The sequence below is a fragment of the Enterococcus avium ATCC 14025 genome (assembly GCF_000406965.1).
In the GTDB taxonomy this organism is placed as follows: domain Bacteria; phylum Bacillota; class Bacilli; order Lactobacillales; family Enterococcaceae; genus Enterococcus_A; species Enterococcus_A avium.
Genome location: NZ_KE136369.1, coordinates 85,831 through 106,920, shown reverse-complemented (window position 1 = coordinate 106,920; position 21,090 = coordinate 85,831). Strand labels below are relative to the sequence as shown.

Sequence of the window (21,090 nt, the reverse complement as noted above, 5' to 3'; positions counted from 1 at the left end):
AACAATCTATACTTTACGTTTCTTTTACCGATTTTTCAAGCGTAAACCATTAAAATTTAAACAGTTCCTTGTGCCATCATCGCAGCAGCAACTTTCTCAAACCCAGCAATGTTCGCACCTGCCGCGAAATTATCTTTATCCGCATACTTCGCAGCCGTATCACGACAAGTTTCATAGATATTTTTCATGATGTCATCGAGTTTGCTATCGACTTCCTCTTTGGTCCAAGACAAACGTTGAGAGTTTTGACTCATTTCTAATGCAGATACAGCTACACCGCCAGCATTTGCTGCTTTTCCTGGTCCATAAAGTACGCCATTTTCATGATACAGTTTAACCGCGCCATTTGTGCTCGGCATATTTGCACCTTCTGCTACCACTTTTACTCCGTTTTTAACTAAGAGCTCCGCTTTTTTATCGTCAATCTCATTTTGTGTTGCACAAGGCAAAGCAATGTCTGCTTCTGTCTCAAGCTCCCAAACAGAACCTTCGAAATACTCAGCGGTTGAAGATTCTTTGGCATATTCTGTTAAGCGGGCGCGACGAACCTCTTTAATTTCCTTCAATAGTTCGACATCAATTCCGTTTTTATCATAAATATAGCCATTTGAATCCGAACAAGTAAGTGCTGTTGCCCCTAATTCTTGCGCCTTTTCAATCGCATAGATAGCTACATTTCCGCTACCTGAGACAATCACTTTTTTTCCATCGAAGGAATCCTTACGATCTTCTAATAAATGTTTCACGAAGTAAACTGCACCATAGCCAGTCGCTTCCGTTCGACCAAGACTACCGTTAAAGCCTAAAGGTTTACCCGTCAGTACACCCATATCATATTCACGCAGACGTTTATATTGTCCGAATAGGTATCCGATCTCGCGACCGCCGACACCGATATCGCCTGCTGGCACGTCTAAGTTTGGACCAATATGTTTTGATAATTCTGTCATGAAGCTTTGGCAATAACGCATTACTTCAGAATCAGATTTGCCCTTCGGATCAAAATCTGATCCACCTTTGCCGCCGCCAATTGGAAGACCGGTCAAGCTATTTTTAAAGATTTGCTCGAATCCTAAAAACTTCAAGATACTTAAGTTCACACTTGGATGGAAACGCAGACCACCTTTATATGGGCCAATCGCCGAGTTGAACTGAACACGGTAACCGCGATTCACTTGCCAATTGCCCTTATCATCTTGCCAAGGCACTCGGAATTGAACCATTCGCTCTGGTTCAATGATCATGCCTAGAATGTTTTTTTCAACATACTCTGGATGCTCTTCTAGAAAAGGAATCACGGTAGGTAAAAATTCTTCCACCGCCTGTAAAAATTCTTCTTGATTCGGATCTTTTGCCTCTAAGTTCTTTTGAATCTGTTCAACATATTCTCTTACTTCCATCAAATTCCTCCTCACATTTAATACTCATAGTTTACATCATTTTCTAATGGAAGTGAAAAAAAATTCATGATACGCGGCAAATTGACTGAAAATTGTTCGTATTTAAAGTATGATTATACAAGCAAAAACAACAAATCAATTAAAGATAGGAATTAATTAAAATGAGTGAAAAATTTGATGTAATCGTAATTGGTGGCGGTCCCGCTGGGATGATGGCAGCAATTACAGCTGCGATGAATGGCGCTAAAGTCGCCCTATTTGAGAAAAATAAACGACTTGGCAAGAAATTGCTTATGACTGGCGGCGGTCGCTGCAACGTGACGAATAATCGTCCAGTAGAGGATTTGATCACTCATATTCCCGGAAACGGCCGTTTTTTATATAGTACGTTTTCGCAATTTGATAACCAAGACGTCATGACCTTCTTTAACGAACGCGGAGTTGCGTTAAAAGAAGAGGATCACGGAAGAATTTTTCCAGTCTCAGATAAATCGGCTACGATCGTCAATACTTTAAAGGAGGAGCTAGAAAATTTAAACGTTGAGCTGCATTTTAAAGAATCGGTTGAACAAATAATTACTAACGGCTCAACCATTCAAGGCGTTCGCACCTCGGAGGGGGATTATTCTGCAAAAAGTATCATCGTTACGACTGGCGGAATCACCTATCCCTCCACTGGATCGCAGGGCGATGGCTACCGTTTTGCCAAAAGCGTTGGTCATCATGTGACACCCCTCTATCCAACAGAATCACCGATTTTTTTAACTGATGATTTTGTTTCAGCTAAAACATTGCAGGGCTTGTCTCTGCAGGACGTAAAATTATCTGTTGTTGACGAGAAAAGTAAATCAATTGCGAGCCATGAGATGGACTTGCTCTTTACCCATTTTGGGATTTCAGGACCTGCCGCATTGCGTTGCTCAAGCTTTGTTAATCAATTGTTGCGAACCCAACAAACAGTGACCCTGACACTTGATTGTTTTCCTGGAAAATCAAACAGTGAACTACTTGAAGAAATCAGCGAGCGTTCGGCAGCTTCCACCAAACAATTGAAAAACGCCTTAGCCGGTTTCTTACCTGAGCGTCTGTTGCTCTTTCTTTTAGAAAAAATCGGTATTAGCGAATTGTCTTACAACCAAACATCAAAAGAACAATTGAACCGCTTTGTTTCCTATTGTAAAGACTGGTCAATGACTGCAAACAAAACATTTGGTTTAGAAAAATCCTTCGTCACTGGTGGTGGCGTTGAGCTTAAGGAAATCAACCCCAAAGAATTAGCCAGCAAAAAAATCCCCGGCTTGTATTTTGCCGGGGAGGTTCTAGATGTAAATGGCTATACAGGTGGTTACAATATCACCACCGCTTTTTGTACAGGGTATGTTGCCGGAACACATGCCGCTTATAACGCCTTTGCTTAATGCGTCAGCTCCGCAAATTGTCCTCGCGTCAGTTCTAAGATGGCCGCGGGGGCAATTTCCATTTGCAGACCTCTTCTACCAGCCGAAATTGCGATTTGTTCAAAATTTTCAGCCGAAGCATCGACGAAGGTTGGAAAAAGCTTTTTCATTCCTATTGGCGAACAGCCGCCGCGTATGTAGCCTGTCGTAGCCTCTAAATCTCGCAAATGCAGCATTTCAACTTTTTTGTTGCTGCTGACCTTCGCTATCTTCTTCAGATCCAATTCATGATCACTAGGAATCACTGCTACGACTGGACCCGTTTTGTTTCCAACTGCAACGAGGGTTTTAAAAATTCTCGCAGGTTCAATTTCAACCTGTTCAGAAACGTGGCCCGCGCCTAAATCGTCCTCGCTCCAAGCATATTCATGCTCTTTATAAGCGATCTTCTTTTGTTCGACTAAACGAATCGCATTGGTCTTTTGAATTTTCTTCTTAGCCAAGTCAATCCCTCACTTTATTTATTTTCTAAAGTCTAGCAAAAAAGTCATTCCGAGACAAATTGGTCGTTTTATTTGGCTTTTTTTCTGAATCATCCTACACTGGATTTGTAAAGGAAAGGATGTTTTCAGTATGAAAAGAATTTCAAGAGGAAAGTTTGAAAAGATGCAACAATTGTCCAATGATCAAGGCGTCATTGCGGCCTTAGCAATCGACCAACGGGGCTCTATGAAAAAGATGATGCAAGCCGCTGTAGGAGAAGAGAATTTTTCAATGGATCAAGTGTACGAATTCAAAGAACTTGTTTCCCAAGAGTTGACCAAACGTGTCAGTGCGATCTTACTGGATGAACAATATGGCTTCAAAGGTATCCAGGCCAAAGATCCAAGTTGCGGCCTGATTATGTCTTACGAAAAAACAGGCTATGATGCCAATACTCCTGGACGTTTACCTGAATTATTACCTGATGAATCTTTAGAACGCCTATTAGAAAAAGGCGCAGACGCTGCTAAAGTCTTGGTTTACTATGACCCAGATGAACCGCAAGAAATCTTGGATGTCAAACATGCATTTCTTGAGCGATTAGGAACAGAAGCGTTAGCGGCGGATATTCCTATTTTTGTGGAACCGATCGTTTATGACAAGAAAATCACTGATGATCACTCCCCGGAGTTTGCTGAAATCAAACCGCAAAAGGTAATCGACACGATCAAAGAATTTACCAAAGATAAATATCATATTGATGTCTTGAAAGTCGAAGTTCCTGTGTTGTTTAAATATGTCGAAGGCTTCAATCAAGGGGCAGACCCAGTCGTCTATACGCAAGAAGAGGCTGCCGCTTATTTCAAAGAAGCCGGTGAAGCAGCCACTCGCCCGTTTATTTATCTAAGCGCTGGTGTGCCTGCTGATGTTTTTCGGGAAGAATTAGAATTTGCTGGTCAACATGGTGCCAACTACTGCGGAATTCTTGGCGGTCGAGCTACTTGGCGCAACGGTGTCCAAGTTTATGCCGATGGCGGCAGGGCCGCCCTGATTGATTGGCTGGATACGCAGGGTCGTGAAAATATCGAAGAATTAAATGAGATTTTAAACAAATACGCAAAACCTTGGTACGAAATCTACGGTGGTTTAGATAATATCGAAGTCTTTGATCTTGATGTTATGGATTAGATCGTATTTTAAAAAAAGTACAAAAGGAAAAGCCGAATGATCTTGTATTATCAAATTGATAAGACAAGATCATTCGGCTTTCTAGCTATCATTTTTAAGTTCTATCTTAACTCATTAATCATCAGAGTCAACTTATCCGCTTCAATCTGGGCATCAGAACAAACCTGCCCTTCTAAACAACCATAGGTCATGCAGGAGCCATCCAATGAACCGCTGATTTGTGAAAATTTCCCGAATCTGCCTAGAGAAACGGACACGACTGGCAGCGTAACAAAAGTCTGAGCCTTCATTACAATACCCATTTGGCGCAAGACATCAGCCTCGTTCTGTGGTTCAAGGACGATTTTCGCGATATCTGCTCCCCAATGCTCCATTAAATTTAAGCGAAACAGAATCACTGCATCCTCTGGCGTTTCCTTAAAGTTGTAATAACTCAAAATCACCCGCACATCTAGGGCCTGCATCCATTTGATAAACGTGGTCGATAATTGATCGATGATAGAAACCTCCACATCAGCCAGATCAATCGCACGTGAAGAAACAGCAAATTCGTTAATATGACGGTATTGGTTTAGAGATATATCAAGCAGTCCACCAGCTTCTGTCGTCCGTAAATTAAAAATCAATGGAATATTCCTGATCTCATCCCTTAATGCTAGCAAAGTCGAATTCAACTTATCATCATCTAAGACATCTTCATAATAATCCGCTCGCCATTCGATCACTTCGGCAACCTTCTTGGCTTCATTTGCTTGCTCAATGATCTCCTCGAAAGTTTTTCCAACAATCGGCACGCAGATTTTAGGTTTTCCCGCATCAAATCGTACCTCTCTTACTTGAATATCCATCATATGCATCCCATCCCATTTTCTTCTATTTTTTTATCCTATAAAACAATACTTTCAAATAATTGCTTTCTTCAAAATTACTGGCTGGAAAATCCGCAGGCAATCGATAGCTTTCAGTCAATTGATACGTTACGTTTTTATTTTGAAAGGCTGTCTCGATCGCTTGCTTGAATTTTTTGATTGGAAGATTCGCTGCATTAGTTGACGCAATGATCATTCCATCGTTAGTAAGTATTTCCACACTGTCTTCGATCAAACGTCCATAATCTTTTGCCACAGAAAATGTTTTTTTCTTATTACGGGCAAAACTAGGTGGATCCAAGACAATCAAATTATAACTTAAACCCTTCCTTAATGCATAGCGAAAATAGTCAAATGTATCCATAACAATTATTTTTTGTTTTTCTAAAGGCAAATCGTTCACTTCGAATTGTTCTTGTGTTTTAGGCAGGCTTCGCTGTGCCAGATCAACACTTGTCGTTTCTAACGCTCCGCCATATGCAGCTGCCACAGAAAAGGCTCCTGTATAACTGAACATATTCAAAACTTTTTTTCCTGCAGCCAAGCCCTCTGTCAAGCGACCTCTGACTTCCTTTTGATCTAAAAAGATCCCCGTCATATAGCCTTCATCTAAGTACACGGCATAAGAAACACCATTCTCTAATACTATTAAAGGCTCCTGTGGTTTTTCTCCTGCTAACCAGCGACTTTCCTTCCCTTCGCTCTTAAAACGAATTTTCTCAACGATTCCCTTAGCACTTGGAAAAACTGCCAGCAAACTATCTACAATCAGCTTTTGAAAATGGTAAATTGTTTCGTTGTACCAAGATATCACTAAATAGTCCGCGTAGTAATCAATAGTCACGCCTCCGATGCCATCGCCCTCACCGTTAAACAAACGAAAAGTGTTCGTCCCCTGATCAGCAAAGAATGCCTGGCGTTGATTAATTGCCTGCTGGAATTTTTCCATTAGAAAAGCTTTGTTGATTGGGCGTTGTGTTTGATCTAACACCCAACCAAAGCCTTTGTTTTGTTTCCCTAAATAACCAGTTGCAATATATTTATGTTTATTATCGACAAACTTTACCCATTCTAGAGGAATTTTTTTTATATCTTGCTTCAGGTCGTCTTGCTGAATTAATGGGTTTCCCTGACGAATACGTTTAATACCGTAATTATTTAATTCTATTTCCACTCTCATCCCCGCTTTCTTCTATAGTATAGCAAAAAAAAAGCGTATATTTCGCTTATAAAGTTTTCTTTAAGCCTGATTGCTCAAAATTTAATAAGAATTGACTGACTTGATGGAACCGAGTAAACTAAGTAACAAGTGAACATTCGCATTTTTTCTGCGACAGAAAGGAAGTTACTATTGAAAAAACTAAAAGCTCCTACTTTTTTGAATAAACGTCTCGGCTTTTATGCGTTACTGACATTCTTATTATGGGCGAAAAGTGTTTTTGCATACTTATTTGAATTTAATTTAGGGATCGAGAGTCTGACACAATACTTCATCCTATTTATCAATCCAATCGCATCGACGATGTTCTTACTGTCGATTGCTTTATATGTGCGACGGTCCAAAGCCTCTTATGCCACGATGATGGTCATCTACGCACTGGCGAGTTTCCTGCTTTTTGCCAATGTCGTTTATTATCGTGAATTTACCGACTTTATTACCGTAAACACTTTCCTAGGTGCTGGTAAAGTTGCCAGTGGTTTGGGTGAAAGTGCAGTCCGACTATTCCGCCCTTACGACGTACTATACTTGATTGATATTGTGATTTTACCAATTCTTTTATGGCGGAAAGGCATTAAAAGAGAAGAACGACCTGTACGTGCTCGGATGGCTATCGCTATGACTGCTCTTTCGATCATGATTTTCTCAGGAAATCTTTTCCTAGCTGAAGCGGATCGTCCTGAACTATTGACTCGTACCTTTTCTCGCGACTATTTGATCAAATATCTGGGAGTAAATGCCTTCACTGTATACGATGGTATCCAAACCTATAAGACCAACCAAGTTCGCGCCGAGGCTAGTCCCAATGATTTAAAAGAAGTCGAATCTTATGTAAAAGATCACTATGCAGCTCCAAATAGCGACTATTACGGTATCGCTAAGGGACGCAACGTTATTACGATCCATTTGGAAAGTCTTCAGCAATTCGTGATTGACTACAAGCTAAAGGATGAAAATGGTCAAGAGCATGAAGTAACACCGTTCTTGAACAGTATCTTCCATAGTAACAGCACCTTCTCATTTGATAATTTCTTCCACCAAGTAAAAGCTGGAAAAACCTCAGATGCAGAAACATTGATGGAAAATTCTTTATTTGGTTTGAACCAAGGGTCCTTATTCTCGCAATTAGGCGGAAAGAACACTTTCCAAGCAGCTCCAAACATTTTGAAACAAACTGAAGGCTACACAAGTGCTGCCTTCCACGGAAACTCTGGAAGTTTCTGGAACCGTTCTGAAACTTATAAAAATCTTGGCTATGATTATTTCTTCGACTCTTCGTATTACGATGTAAACGATGAAAACTCATTCCAATATGGCTTACACGATAAACCTTTCTTCCAGCAATCTGTGAAGTATTTGGAACGTCTGCAGCAGCCATTCTATACGAAGTTTATCGCCGTTTCGAACCACTATCCTTACAGTGAATTCAAAAATGACGAAGCTGGTTTCCCAATGGCTAACACCAATGATGAAACCATCAACGGCTACTTTGCGACAGCCAATTATTTAGACAAAGCAGTTGAAGAATTTTTCAATTATCTGAAAGCTTCTGGCTTGTATGATAATTCGATCATCGTTATGTATGGTGACCATTATGGTATTTCAAATTCAAGAAACTCTGACTTGGCACCACTGCTTGGCAAGTCAAAGGAAACTTGGTCAAACTTTGATAACGCACAAATGCAGCGTGTTCCTTACATGGTCCATGTTCCTGGTCAAGATAAAGGCGGAATTAACCACACATATGGCGGTGAGGTTGATGCTTTACCTACTTTGTTACATCTTTTAGGAGTGGATACGAGCAAGTATATTCAATTAGGTCAAGATCTGCTATCAAAAGATCATGATCAAATCGTCGCTTTCCGTGATGGCGATTATGTGACACCAGAGTATACCTACTACAGTGGAAGCTTATACAGCAATAAAGATGGTATGGCAATCACTGAACCAGACGAAGCCTTGCAAAAACAATCTGAAGCATGGAAAGAAGCTGTTTCTACTCAGTTGAGCACCTCAGATAACATCAACAACGGCGATCTGCTTCGCTTCTACTCAGCCAGCGGGTTGAAACCGATTGACGCTTCACAATTTGATTATAAAGACGGTCTTAAAAAGATGGAAAAAACCGAGAATAAACTAGGAGATAAATCAACCAGTCTGTTCGATCAAAAAGGAAAAAAATCCACCCAAGAACTTTACAAGACTGAAACGTATAAGCAATATCAAGAACAAAATCAACAATAATCTCCAACAAAGACCTTTCACAAAAACTGTGAAAGGTCTTTGTTTGTTTGCACTTATTTCTTCCGATAGAATTCATATTTCTTTCAAATTAGGATTTTATACTTATTAGTAAGAGGTGGGAATCTATGGAACTTTTTTCAACGACGCTTTCAACTATCAAAAGACATCGAATTCAATTTTCAATATCTTGGGTGATCTATTTAGTCGCTCTCTTTATCCTAACCAGTTTAGGGATGTTGAGACTCGTTTTGAATCAGTTAGATTCTTCCCATCAAATCCAATTATTTACCAGAAAAGAAATTGAGCAGTTGCAACACTATTTTTCTTTCCGACTGCTTGTCAGCGCGATTACCCTATTTGCCATATTACTAGTATTTTTCGCTATTAGGATACATCGCCAAAAAAATTCGACAGCTTCAATCAAACAGCTGATCTATTCAACTGGACTAGAATTTATTATCGGTTTGCTGATCGCAGCTACTTGTTTAATTGTATTTTTTACCATTTTCGAACCTGTTTACGAATCCATTTTGCAGGCTATTTATCATCAAGGTTTGAATCAAATAAAGGAGTTGCCAAATTTTGTCTTGAGTAATGGTACAAGTGGAATTGCCTACTCTATTCGTTCTTCCTTATCATTTGAGCTATCCTCAACGACTTTGCTAGATCTATTTTTCTGCGCCCTTGCCAAAGCTGTTTTCTCCCTTTTCTTATATTTATGTGTACTAATCATCTCCTTCCGTTTGATTAGTACCACCACAAGGAAGAAGAATGTTCGCTAAACACGAACATTCTTCTTTTTATTTGTTCGCTTAATGAACTTATTATTGAAAGTCGATTGTTTCTTCATTATACTTTAAAAGTATTCGGTTTTTACCGATATAATGAACTTATTCTTAAGGAGCGTTTAATTATAATGGAGAAATTCTTTAAATTAAAAGAACAAGGTACCAACATTTCTACTGAAGTGATGGCAGGGATCACAACATTCTTCGCCATGAGTTATATTTTATTCGTAAATCCAAGTATTTTATCAGCTTCTGGAATGCCCTTTCAGGCAGTGTTCCTAGCTACGATCATCGCCTCTGTGATCGGAACTTTAGTAATGGGATTATTCGCTAATGTCCCTTACGCGCAAGCACCTGGTATGGGATTGAATGCATTTTTCACTTATACAGTCGTTTTCGGACTAGGCTATTCTTGGCAACAAGCCTTAGCAATGGTATTCATTTGCGGGATCATTAACATTTTAATTACTGTAACCAAAATTCGTAAATTAATTATTCACGCAATCCCCGAAAGCATGCAGCACGCGATCGGTGGCGGGATCGGAATCTTCGTTGCTTATGTCGGAATCAAAAATGCTGGACTCCTTTCGTTTAGTGCAGACTCATCTGCGATTACCAGCAGTGTCGTTGAAGGCGGCAAAGCGACTAACGTTACAATCAATAGCGGAATTGTTCCTGCTTTAGCAAACTTCAATAATGCGCCGATTTTATTAGCAGTTTTTGGTTTAGTTCTAACAACCATCCTAGTTGTTAGAAATGTTCGCGGAGCAATCCTAATCGGAATCGTTGTTACAACATTATTAGGAATCCCTATGGGTGTTGTTCAATTAGGAGCAATTGATTGGCATGCTAATTCATTAAGCAGTTCGATCCAAGAATTAGGCACAACTTTTGGAGCGGCTTTTGGTTCAGCCGGTATGGGTTCGCTTTTCTCTGACTCTTCTAAATTACCACAAGTTTTAATGACGATTTTAGCTTTTAGTTTATCTGATACTTTCGATACGATCGGAACCTTTATTGGTACAGGACGTCGTACTGGTATTTTCTCAAAAGAAGATGAAAATGCGCTTGATAATGATTCAAAAGGCTTTAAAACAAAAATGGATAAGGCGTTATTCGCAGATGCAATCGCGACTTCAATCGGTGCGATCTTCGGTACATCAAACACAACGACATATGTTGAATCCGCAGCGGGTATCGGTGCTGGCGGACGAACAGGTCTAACTTCCGTTGTCGTGGCTATTCTATTTGCACTAAGCAGCTTGTTCTCTCCATTAATTGCTATCGTCCCAGCTCAAGCAACAGCACCTGCATTGATTTTAGTTGGTGTCATGATGTTAGCCTCATTCGCAGACATCAATTGGCTAGATTTAGAAGAAGCCGTTCCGGCCTTCTTTGCTAGTGTCTTTATGGGACTATGCTATAGCATCTCTTACGGAATTGCTGCTGGTTTCATTTTCTACACGATCGCGAAAGTAATCAAAGGTAAATCCAATGAAGTCTCTCCGATTCTTTGGGTCGTAGATCTTTTATTCATTTTGAATTTTATTATTTTAGCCATTCTTTAAAAGCAAATAAAGAAGCGTAAAACCGATTTGGTTTTACGCTTCTTTTTGTTCTTCAGTGGCTTCTACTGCTTCAGGTTTATCTGGAAAGACGACTGTAAATGTAGTTCCCTTGTCTAGTTCACTGGAAACCTCAATCGTTCCATTGTGTAAACGAACCAGCTCCTGTACGATCGATAACCCTAGACCAGATTCACCATATTTTGTATTTTTACGCGATGGATCAGCCTTATAGTAACGATCCCAGATATTTTTCACCTGATCCTCAGACATTCCGATGCCAGTATCGGAAATCTTAATCTCCGTTGCTTTCTCCAATTTTGTGATAGCAACAGCGATCGTTCCATCATTAGTAAACTGGATCGCATTTTGGATTAAATTCACCATTACTTGAACAAAACGATCGTAATCAGCATAGACCATGATCGGTTCCTCTGTTTGGAGAATTAATTGATCCCCTGAAGCTTCCGCTTTCGCTGATAATTGAGTCAATAATGTTGCTACTGCCTCCGTTGCGTTAAACTCCTGCAACAAGATACTAATTTGATTGGTTCGAATCTTTTCGTAATCCAAATTTTCATTAACTAAACGAATCAAACGAGAGGTCTCATTTTGCATTAGCTTGATGGCCTTCTCTCTTTGATTTTCAGGGATTGCGTTGTATTGCATCCCTTCTAATAAACCGTTGATTGTTGTTAACGGTGTCCGCATCTCATGTGAAGCATCCGCCATGAACTGCTTTCGCCGTTCTTCTTGCCGTTCGATTTCATCCTGCGATTCCTTTAAGGAAACTGTCATCCGATTAAAATCATCCGCCAAATCATCAAATTCGTCGCGATTACGATTCGGCACCACTACATCAAAGTTTCCCGCCGCAACCTCTTTCGTTGCTGAACGCATTCGATTGATACGCTTCACCTGCTGTGTCGCAAAGAAATAGCTGACAATAATCGCAATAATAGAAGCGATGATAAAGGCTTTGAATAAATCGGCTACAATGGAATTAACACTTGTCTCAACGTTCATCGCTGGTTGGCTGACCAGTAAGACGCCAAAAAATACACCCTCAGTAAAAAAAGGAACCATTGCATAAGAAGTCGTTTGACTTTGCCCCATCACATTTTTAGAGCTTGTTTCCTTTTGCTGCTGTCCGGCCTTCAGCGCCTTCCACTGCTCGTCGCTGACTAAGTGCGGATTCACTTTTCCTGATTTATCAGGGTATTGTACCTCTCGATCCTTATCAATAAAAACAAAAGATACGTCTTGCTGATTCAAACTCGATTCAGTCACACCAATGGCAAATTGAAAAATCTCATTACTTGACATGCCTTCAAAACGAATGTCTCGACTTAAGGACAAATTATTTTTTTCCATTGATTGAGCATAACCCAATAACTCTTTATAGTTGTTATCTTCCAATGTTTTACGGGTGAATTGTGTAAAGGATATCCCTAAAGTTAGTAGAATCAACAGAATCAAGCCGCCAAAAGCCAGTAATTGTTGATACAGGTATTTCATCGACCAACCTCAGTGTCATCAAATTTGTAGCCAACGCCCCAAACGGTTTGAATAACCTGTGCACCGACCTTTTCAATTTTTTGACGTAATTTTTTAATATGGGCATCAACAGTTCGTTCATCTCCGAAATATTGATAGTCCCATACTAATTCTAATAACTGTTCACGAGTAAATACTTGGCGCGGCTTTTTCGCCATTGTATATAATAGATCGAACTCTTTGGGTGTCAATCCATCAATTGGCTTTCCATCTAGATAAGCCTCACGAGTTTTCAAATTCATTTTAAAATGCTCCGTTTGAATATCAAAACTATCATTCGTTACAGCGGCTTCTCTTTGTGGTTCAGAAGTCAGTTCACTGCGGCGATGCAGCGCCTTAATTCGGGCAATCAAGGTTAATGGTGAAAAAGGTTTCGTCACATAATCATCCGCACCCATTTCTAACCCAATTACTTGGTCGCTTTCAGAATCTCTAGCTGTCAGCATAATAATCGGAACTGTTTTAGAGATTTTTCGGATTTCGCGCCCAACTTCCATTCCGTCCATGCTAGGCAAATTAAGGTCAAGTGTAATCATGTCCCACTTCTCGGGTTCCGCCTTAAAGGCGTCCAAACCTTCTTTTCCATCGTATTTAAATTCGGCTTCCCAGCCCTCATTCAAGAAAAACATTTGCATCATTTCCGAAACGGATTCATTGTCTTCAATCATTAAAATATTCATACTTTAACCCCCTGGTATCATCTGATTCTCATTCTAAGTATACTCTATTTCATTTTTTTCAACCATTACCTTACCCGTATCTTCACTAACTATTTGTTTTTTCTTCAATTTTTTGAATTCTAGCGCAACAAATTCTTCATTTCTCACTTACTTCTTTGCTTTTTTTATAACGAGATGTTATACTTTTTCTTGCAACAAAAATATTCATTAGGGGGACGTTACGGATTCGACAGGCATAGTTTGAGCTTGAATTGCGCTTCGTAGGTTACGTCTACGTAAAAACGTTACAGTTAAATATAACTGCTAAAAACAACAATAACTCTTACGCTTTAGCTGCCTAAAAACAGTTAGCGTAGATCCTCTCGGTATCGCCCATGTACTCGAGTAAGGGTCCTATTCTAAGTGGGATACGTTACAACTTTCCGTCTGCAAGTTGTAAAAGAGCCTATCAGACTAGCAATGTCCGCGGCCTGTCATGCGGCAGAGGACAAAGCGAAGCTTAAATAGTATGACTATGAGCGTAGATTTTTAAGTGTCGATATGTTTGGACGCGGGTTCGACTCCCGCCGTCTCCATACTATTATCTTCATAGAAAAGCCAAAGTGTTGATTTAACAGCACTTTGGCTTTTTACTATAGATAAAAATGCGAAACTTTTTGTACTCCGATTAAGAAACAGTAGTTTTATGAATGCAGACAGTAGTGTTAAATTCTGAAAAAAGCACTTTATATTTAAATTCAAATGCATTTTACACCCTTTCCTCAAAGAAATCCGAACATTAGACGTGTTTTTTAAAATAAAATCCGAAAAATCATCGACACTAAAAATATCCAATGTTATCATTTTTTAAAACACTGGATATTTCAGAGAAGGCGGTAAAAAATGAAAGAATTGTACGATGGGAAAACAAAAACAGTATTACTAGATGAGGAAAACAAGGAAGTCTATTTACTATTTAAAGATAGCGCAACTGGTGAAGATGGCGTCTTTGACCCAGGCTCAAACACTGTTGGCGGAAGTGTTGAAGGAAAGGGGAAAATTGGCTTAATTATTTCCAAATATTTTTTTGAATTGATGGAAAAAAATGGTATTCCGACCCATTATCTTGACGCAGACATCGACAAAGGAATAATGAAGGTTCGGCAGTTAACCGTTCCTAATTTAGAATTTGTATTACGCTATTTCACTGCTGGCAGTATGTGTCGTCGTTTTACCCTGCCAGAAGGATTACCCTTCGATCCACCCTATTTAGAAGTTACCTTAAAAGATGACGAACAAGGTGATCCGCTAATTACAGATCGCTTATGTCAAATGAAGGGTATTTTGAAGCCCGATCAGTACGATGAAGGGCTGGATATCTTAACTAGAGTCGGTTCTGTTCTTAAAGAGGCATTGGCGGAAATGAACTTGACTTTGATTGATTTCAAAATTGAAATTGGTTACGACGATGAAGGAAAAATGTACGTCGTCGATGAGATCACTCCCGATATCTGGCGTGTGAAGGATGAAGCAGGCACTATTCCCAACCAAATTGATTGTGCCCAATTAATCTTAGACAAAATTCAATAATAAAAAAGGTGAGACTCGATTATGAGTACCTCACCTTTTTAACTAAATGTTCAAATCGATAAACTATAGATTTCAAAGACCGTGAACCTGTATATGTTTAATATATAGATTGTCTTGAAATTAAGTGCAAAAGTAGAATATATTAATACAATTAGACACTCGTTTTATATTGCAAATAGAAATTATTACATACCAAGGAGGTAAATTATGTGACACCAAAAGAAATACTTTGCCAATGGGTCGATGCGTTTAATAATGCAGATGTAGAAATCATTTCAGAATTATATGATGATAATGCAACAAACCATCAGGTTGCCAATGAGCCAGTTATTGGGAAAGAAGCTATAAAGAAAATGTTTGAACAAGATTTTTCTAACGCAAAAATGGTTTGTATCGTTGAAAACATTTTCGAAGATGGCCAATGGGCAATTTTAGAGTGGCGTGACCCATTAGGTTTGAGAGGTTGCGGTTTTTTTCAAATAGTAAATAATAAAATTTTATTTCAAAGAGGCTACTGGGATAAGCTATCTTTCTTAAAACAGCACAACTTGCCTATTGAATAAAATGAATATATACCTTATATAAAATAGTTTGCAAATTTCCTAAAAAGTACGATTAAGGGAAGTATAACAACTTCCCTTAAAAATTTGTTATAATACCAACACTGTATTAAAATATGACCTTAAATAAAATGCCCTTTCAAGACGAAAACTGCTTCTTTCTTAATTTAACCTCTTCTTTCACCGCTCTTCTTCATTTAGAGCCAGCTGCTCTAAGGCTTCTTGCTCCTGATCAACAAAAACAAATTTCAAGCTATTAGGATAGACATAAACAATCAAACGCTCTTTACACACATCGGTAGCAGTAGCAGGGTAAACTTGGCCAGTAGTGTATTTATCCCGAAAAAGGTCTTTTAAAGCAACTTCTAGTCCTGTATTGATAAACGGATTCAACATTTAGCTCGCTTCCTTTCTGCCTACAGACTCTCTTACTTACATTATACGCGCACAATCGCAAGATAGTTCCCATAATTTAAAAAAGTTCAGTTTTTAAACTAAATGGATTTGATTTCTCCAAAAAGGTACTGCCATCGGCCTGATTGACAAATTGATAAGACAACCATTTCTTTTAACATTATTCCTCCCTCGACACTTCTCTCTGAACAATTTGTTCCATAAGAATATCGGTAAAAGTCAATATATCACTGACGATGTCTGTGTGTTCTTCGGATAATCCAGTTTTATAGACTTTCTCTTGGAACAATTGATGCAATTTTGACTATGTTACTCCCATTTTTCAACTTTTCCTTCTTCGCTTTATTGATTTCGAGCAAACTTTTACATCTATAAGAGAAAGCGTTTCGCGAAAAAAACACCTCGTTTAAAATGCACAATATCTAAAAAGAATTTGTCTGTTGGATGCATCATTAAATGGAGTTCCTACCTCTTATCTATAAGATAAAAAAACAATTTTCAACTAGGAAAACAAAAGCTCTCATTTGTTTAAAGTATTTTCCCATTACATAAAATAAGAAAAAACAATTTTTGAGCAGATAAATATGGTAGGACATCCAACTATGGTACTGTTAAACAAATCAGAAGGGAGGGTTTTACAGATGAAATATCTAGATATTATCGCGCTTATTTTGTTGATCGTTGGTGGAATCAACTGGTTATTAGTAGGTCTTTTTGAATATGATTTAGTTGCAGCGATATCTGGTGGAAGCACAGCGATTCTCGCAAAAATCATCTATATCATTGTTGGACTATGCGCTCTTTACTGTTTGAAATTTATACCTGGAATTGCGAATCGTGCTGAATAAAATCAGTAAATTATGATCTGATAAGATCGTACAATTTATAATATAAAAAAACAGAGCTTTCTGCGTTTGTGCAGAAAGTTCTGTTTTTTTAGCGAAATGGATTATAAAAGCGGCCGCCATTGACAACTAATAAGACGATTCCAACCGAACACAAAATAACAACTAATAGTAACGCTAAATAATCATTACGTTTTAGCGGCTTAGCCAACAGCCACGTTCGCCCCTTTTTCTTCCCAAATCGACGCAGCTCCATAGCGGATGAAATGGTTTCGATTCGCTCTAAACTTGAAAAGATCAATGGCATCGCGATCGTTAAATTTCCCCGTACCCGCTTCATTAGTGAAGCCTTTTTAGAAAGCTCGTTTCCTCGGGCCTGCTGCGCTTTAGAAATCGTTCGAAAATCTTCTTGGATATCTGGAATGTAACGCAATGCTAGAGAAAACGCATAAGCGATCTTATAAGACCCGCCAACCCGATGAATACTTGAGGCAAGCTCGCTAGGATTCGTAGTCAGAATGAAGATTAAACCTGGCGGAATGGTCACAAAATACTTGATCAATAAGTTAAATTCATAAAAAAGCTGCTCTTGCGTCACGGTGTAGCGTCCAATCCCTTCAAAAATGACATGACGCGTGCCATAAATCGTTACTCCATATTCTGGTGCAAATAAATAAACCGTCAACAGATTTAGAAGTGAGAAAAAGGCGATAAATTTCACCACAAACGAAATTTCGCGGTAACTAATTCGCGCTGTGCGAAATAAAATTATTGAAAAAATCGCCAGCCCTAATAGAAAGCGTGTATCATAAGAAATCATCCCAACCACAGAGATCAGCAAAAAGCATAAAAGTTTAGTGAAACCGCTGAGTTGATGGATCACAGTTTTCTTCGGCAAATAGCCGATTAAATTACTTCCCTCCATAGGCTCCTCCCTTGTCGTACCGGATAAAGGCTGATACAAAACCAGTCGCATCTGTTAAATCATTATTTTTTGCTAAATGATAGAGACTTGTTTGACGCAAGCTCGCTGAATTGACAAGCTCTGCTGAAGATAACACTTTGGCGGGTGTTTCATCAGCGATGATTTCTCCCTCTTTTAAGACCAATGTTCGTTGCGTATGTTCAAGCATTAAATGCATGTCGTGGGTAATCATTAAAATCGTAATTCCCCGCTGATTCAATTTGCGCAAGAAGTTCATCATCTCATTATAATGATAATAATCTTGTCCCGCAGTTGGTTCGTCTAAAATTAATAGCTCCGGCTCCAACACTAAAATGGCAGCAATCGCTACACGACGCTTTTGTCCATGACTCAACGCAGAAATCGGCCAGTTACGAAACTCATAAAGACCACAAACCTTTAGCGTATCGAATACTCGCTCTTTGATCTTGTCCGCTTCAATTCCTCGATTTTCTAATCCTAAGGCAACTTCTTCAAAGATCATATTCTTCGACAGCATTTGATTACTATTTTGCAGCACGTAACCAATTTTGTCCGCACGTTCTTTGATGCTTTCATAGGCAATTGATTGATTTTTCCATAATAACTCCCCTGTTTGCAATGGGTAGAAACCAGTAATCAGGTTGGATAAAGTTGATTTGCCAGCACCGTTATGTCCGACTAAACTGACCATTTCACCTTGATAAAGCGTCAAATCAATCTCCTTAATCACTAGTTCTTTGCCAAAACCAAAGGAAATTTTCTTCAATGCTAATAATGGAACCTCTTTTATTGGGATAGGTTTAAATTCACCTTGCGACTTTGCCAAAGCAGCAGAAATTTCTGGTGAAACCAATTGATCGACTTGCGTTAGATCAGAAAAATCCTTCAAAGAAATTCCTGCACGCTTCAACGCGGTGATATAAAGCGGCTCACGAATCCCGTAACTGGCTAATAAATCACTTTTAAGTAATTCAGTCGGTGTCATATCCGCAACAATTTCCCCTTCGTTCATCAAAACAACACGATCGATGGGTGCCGCTAAAACCTCTTCCAAACGGTGCTCAATAATGATCGTTGTAAATTTTTGCGATTGATATAACTGATCAATCATTTGGATTGCTTCATAGCCGGTCTGAGGATCAAGATTGGCTAGCGGCTCATCAAATAGTAGGATCGGTGTTTCATCGATGAGCACCCCCGCCATTGTCACCCGCTGCTTTTGACCACCAGAAAGATCCTGCGGCCGTTTTTCTAACTGCGTTAATAAATTAGTTTTTTCCGCCCAATGATTGACTGCTTCTCGCATTTCTGCTTGTTGAATCATTTCATTTTCCAGAGAAAAGGCGATATCTTCTGCAACGGTCAAGCCGACAAACTGACTATCTGTATCTTGCAATACCGTACCGACATCAAGAGAAAGATCATAAATTGATGATTCGCTAAAAGTCTTCCCATTGATCATCAAACTGCCGGTAAAAGTGCCCTTTTCATTTTGCGGAATGATCCCATTCAAGCATTTTCCCAAAGTCGATTTTCCTGAGCCGCTGGGCCCCATGATCAAAATTTTTTCTCCCTGATTGATCGTCAAATTGATCTTTTTCAATGTCGGTTCAGCTTGGCTGTCATATTGAAATGTAAAATCACGAAACTCGATCATTTTATATCCTCACGTTCTAAGCTTCTTTGTTCAAACTGCCCTTTTTCGTCTTCGTTTGTGCGTACGCTTTTAATAAAATAAAGCCAATAATTCCTGTTACGATTGAATTCGTGATTCCGGCAACGACACCTTGAGTAAAGACTTTACTTGGTGCTTCCGCGTAGATCAAGATATCCCCAATCGGTGCGATAACCACCCAAGTGACTAAATTAGCAATCGTTTCACCAACTAAAAAGGTTCCGATTTCTTTCTTGCCGAAAATGCCTTGTTCAATTGGAATTCGCTTTGCTAACAAACCGAAAAATACACCTAAAATTCCTGAAGCAACGATCCAAGACCACCATGCTCCATACGTTGTTAAATCACCTAATGCATGACCGATAAACCCTGCCAATCCAGCAACAATTGGCCCATAAACGACACCTAATAATGCTAAGAAAGGATATGCCGTTGCAATATCCGTATTAGGAATGCCTGTAGGAATCGTCACGAATCGTTTTAAAATGAAGAAAACCGCCGCACCGATCCCAATTGCTACAATGTGTTTTACCGTAAATCTCTTATTCATACTTTATACCCCTTTTTTATTTGATAAATGCTTAATACCCTAAATTTTTAGTCAATTCAATCGTCCAATCGTTGCCAGTACCAATTTTATAAACTGCGGAGAATGAATCCAAATTAATCCCTAATCCAACATTTAATAATGAATTAATATAAAGAACTGCTTCATTCGGTGCCACTTGAGCGAAGGAACGCCCGAAAACAACTTCATCTTGATAACGGACCACACCTTGATAGTATATTTTTACTAGCAGGCTTTGTCCATATTCAACTTGCCAGTTTTTGAAATAATCCACAGGAATGTTCGTCCACAACGAGCCAAATCGAATATCGGTGATATCAATCGTTCCCGTAATTTTATCTTGTGTTTGTTCTGGAGCGATCAAGGGGAACGTCACTAATTCGCTGCTTGGAATAATCGTTCCTAATTCAGCAAAACCTACTTTACCGCTAGCTAATCGGGCACCGTTATAGACATAGACATCTCGACCATGGAATGTGTGACTTTCAGATGAGCCGGGCAGACGTTGACTCTCCTCATCAATTTGTCGAACTTCCTTAATTCCGACATATTGAGCTAAATACGTCAATGTTCCGTTATCTGGCGTAATTACATATTGCCCATCCTTCAACTCTGCGACGACACTGCGACGGGTTGAGCCAACGCCGGGGTCAACCACAGATACAAAAACAGTTCCTGCTGGCCAATAAGTGACCGCCTGTAATAAACGATAGCTTGCATCATGAATGTTATAAGGTTCAATCTCATGTGTTAAATTATTGATGTTTAGAGTCGGTTCAACTTGATAAGCTACTCCATACATCGCGTTGACTGCGCCATCCTGCAAACCAAAATCCGTTTGAACTACTAAAAATCCTGCCATTATTCTTCCACCTTCCAATTTTACACTTATTGTTGAAGTTATCAGTGATTCAATTTCCTACCAAGATCGTCATCCCAGTTAAGGAAGAAACACAAAAAAGCCCTCAGCAAATATAATTGCTAAGGGCATAGACTATGCGTTACCACCTTTAATCGTAAAATCCTCACAGATTCCACCTCGATCAGTACCCAAAATTTTTCTTGGAGACTGTGCCTGGTTAACGGGGGCATCCGTATTTCCTTAAATTTTCGGGAAATCCGC

General features: G+C 39.2%; 19 protein-coding genes, 1 other RNA gene and 1 other annotated feature (1 of these 21 only partly in view). Of the genes, 9 read left to right on the top strand and 11 right to left on the bottom strand.

The window, feature by feature from the left end:
• Positions 1 to 56: 56 nt before the first annotated feature.
• Complete coding sequence (gene gdhA / locus OMU_RS22540) at positions 57 to 1,400, bottom strand: NADP-specific glutamate dehydrogenase (protein WP_016182151.1); 1,344 nt, start codon at positions 1,398 to 1,400, stop codon at positions 57 to 59.
• Between the two features lie 161 nt (positions 1,401 to 1,561).
• On the opposite strand from gdhA, the gene OMU_RS22535 reads away from it, so the two are divergent.
• Positions 1,562 to 2,818 carry a BaiN/RdsA family NAD(P)/FAD-dependent oxidoreductase gene (locus tag OMU_RS22535; protein ID WP_016182150.1) on the top strand — a complete coding sequence of 419 codons (1,257 nt, stop codon included), beginning with the start codon at positions 1,562 to 1,564 and terminating at the stop codon, positions 2,816 to 2,818.
• Here the strand turns inward: OMU_RS22535 and ybaK are convergent.
• Complete coding sequence (gene ybaK, locus OMU_RS22530; RefSeq protein WP_016182149.1) at positions 2,815 to 3,300, bottom strand: Cys-tRNA(Pro) deacylase; 486 nt, start codon at positions 3,298 to 3,300, stop codon at positions 2,815 to 2,817. The genes OMU_RS22535 and ybaK overlap by 4 nt on opposite strands.
• A gap of 130 nt (positions 3,301 to 3,430) precedes the next feature.
• On the opposite strand from ybaK, the gene OMU_RS22525 reads away from it, so the two are divergent.
• On the top strand, positions 3,431 to 4,468 hold the full coding sequence (locus OMU_RS22525) for a tagatose 1,6-diphosphate aldolase (protein WP_016182148.1): 1,038 nt from the start codon (positions 3,431 to 3,433) through the stop codon (positions 4,466 to 4,468).
• Positions 4,469 to 4,569: 101 nt separating this feature from the next.
• Here OMU_RS22525 and aroD read toward each other — a convergent pair whose 3' ends face one another.
• Entirely contained in the window at positions 4,570 to 5,319 is a 750-nt protein-coding gene (gene aroD, locus OMU_RS22520) for a type I 3-dehydroquinate dehydratase (protein ID WP_016182147.1), read from the bottom strand.
• Positions 5,320 to 5,341: 22 nt separating this feature from the next.
• Positions 5,342 to 6,511 (bottom strand): class I SAM-dependent rRNA methyltransferase, encoded by a 1,170-nt coding sequence (locus OMU_RS22515; RefSeq protein ID WP_048721999.1) that lies wholly within the window; start codon positions 6,509 to 6,511, stop codon positions 5,342 to 5,344.
• Between the two features lie 177 nt (positions 6,512 to 6,688).
• Between OMU_RS22515 and OMU_RS22510 the strand changes: the two genes are divergently transcribed.
• From OMU_RS22510 to OMU_RS22500, 3 genes are all read left to right on the top strand, one after another.
• On the top strand, positions 6,689 to 8,800 hold the full coding sequence (locus OMU_RS22510) for an LTA synthase family protein (RefSeq protein ID WP_016182145.1): 2,112 nt from the start codon (positions 6,689 to 6,691) through the stop codon (positions 8,798 to 8,800).
• Between the two features lie 125 nt (positions 8,801 to 8,925).
• The gene (locus tag OMU_RS22505; protein WP_016182144.1) at positions 8,926 to 9,582 is read left to right on the top strand and encodes a hypothetical protein; all 657 of its coding nucleotides are present in this window, start codon (positions 8,926 to 8,928) and stop codon (positions 9,580 to 9,582) included.
• Between the two features lie 134 nt (positions 9,583 to 9,716).
• Positions 9,717 to 11,156, top strand: a complete 1,440-nt coding sequence (locus tag OMU_RS22500) for an NCS2 family permease (protein WP_016182143.1) — start codon at positions 9,717 to 9,719, stop codon at positions 11,154 to 11,156.
• A gap of 33 nt (positions 11,157 to 11,189) precedes the next feature.
• Here the strand turns inward: OMU_RS22500 and OMU_RS22495 are convergent, their stop codons facing one another.
• Both OMU_RS22495 and OMU_RS22490 read right to left on the bottom strand, forming a co-directional pair.
• Entirely contained in the window at positions 11,190 to 12,671 is a 1,482-nt protein-coding gene (locus OMU_RS22495; RefSeq protein WP_016182142.1) for a sensor histidine kinase, read from the bottom strand.
• A complete protein-coding gene (locus OMU_RS22490; protein WP_016182141.1) occupies positions 12,668 to 13,390 on the bottom strand; it encodes a response regulator transcription factor in 723 nt (240 codons plus the stop codon). Before OMU_RS22490 ends, OMU_RS22495 begins: the two co-directional genes overlap by 4 nt.
• A 211-nt stretch (positions 13,391 to 13,601) precedes the next feature.
• Between OMU_RS22490 and ssrA the strand changes: the two genes are divergently transcribed.
• The 3 genes from ssrA to OMU_RS22475 all read left to right on the top strand — a co-directional run bounded on the left by ssrA (position 13,602) and on the right by OMU_RS22475 (position 15,522).
• Positions 13,602 to 13,968: a transfer-messenger RNA gene (ssrA, locus tag OMU_RS23090) on the top strand.
• Between the two features lie 304 nt (positions 13,969 to 14,272).
• Positions 14,273 to 14,959, top strand: a complete 687-nt coding sequence (locus OMU_RS22480; RefSeq protein WP_016182140.1) for a phosphoribosylaminoimidazolesuccinocarboxamide synthase — start codon at positions 14,273 to 14,275, stop codon at positions 14,957 to 14,959.
• 209 nt (positions 14,960 to 15,168) lie between these two features.
• Positions 15,169 to 15,522 carry a nuclear transport factor 2 family protein gene (locus tag OMU_RS22475; RefSeq protein ID WP_016182139.1) on the top strand — a complete coding sequence of 118 codons (354 nt, stop codon included), beginning with the start codon at positions 15,169 to 15,171 and terminating at the stop codon, positions 15,520 to 15,522.
• 177 nt (positions 15,523 to 15,699) lie between these two features.
• Here the strand turns inward: OMU_RS22475 and OMU_RS22470 are convergent, their stop codons facing one another.
• Complete coding sequence (locus OMU_RS22470; RefSeq protein WP_016182138.1) at positions 15,700 to 15,915, bottom strand: hypothetical protein; 216 nt, start codon at positions 15,913 to 15,915, stop codon at positions 15,700 to 15,702.
• Positions 15,916 to 16,574: 659 nt separating this feature from the next.
• Here OMU_RS22470 and OMU_RS22465 point away from each other — a divergent pair.
• Positions 16,575 to 16,781, top strand: coding sequence for a DUF378 domain-containing protein (locus OMU_RS22465; RefSeq protein WP_016182137.1), 207 nt, complete (start codon positions 16,575 to 16,577; stop codon positions 16,779 to 16,781).
• An 88-nt stretch (positions 16,782 to 16,869) separates the two neighbouring features.
• Here the strand turns inward: OMU_RS22465 and OMU_RS22460 are convergent, their stop codons facing one another.
• From OMU_RS22460 to OMU_RS22445, 4 genes are read right to left on the bottom strand one after another with little or no spacing between them, the layout of a single operon-like run.
• Entirely contained in the window at positions 16,870 to 17,703 is an 834-nt protein-coding gene (locus tag OMU_RS22460; protein ID WP_016182136.1) for an energy-coupling factor transporter transmembrane component T family protein, read from the bottom strand.
• A complete protein-coding gene (locus OMU_RS22455; RefSeq protein ID WP_016182135.1) occupies positions 17,690 to 19,381 on the bottom strand; it encodes an ABC transporter ATP-binding protein in 1,692 nt (563 codons plus the stop codon). Before OMU_RS22455 ends, OMU_RS22460 begins: the two co-directional genes overlap by 14 nt.
• Before the next feature lie 16 nt (positions 19,382 to 19,397).
• Positions 19,398 to 19,949, bottom strand: coding sequence for an ECF-type riboflavin transporter substrate-binding protein (locus OMU_RS22450; protein ID WP_016182134.1), 552 nt, complete (start codon positions 19,947 to 19,949; stop codon positions 19,398 to 19,400).
• A 31-nt stretch (positions 19,950 to 19,980) separates the two neighbouring features.
• The gene (locus OMU_RS22445) at positions 19,981 to 20,829 is read right to left on the bottom strand and encodes an SAM hydrolase/SAM-dependent halogenase family protein (RefSeq protein ID WP_016182133.1); all 849 of its coding nucleotides are present in this window, start codon (positions 20,827 to 20,829) and stop codon (positions 19,981 to 19,983) included.
• Positions 20,830 to 20,947: 118 nt separating this feature from the next.
• Positions 20,948 to 21,090, bottom strand: a binding site (T-box leader); it runs 101 nt beyond the window's last position.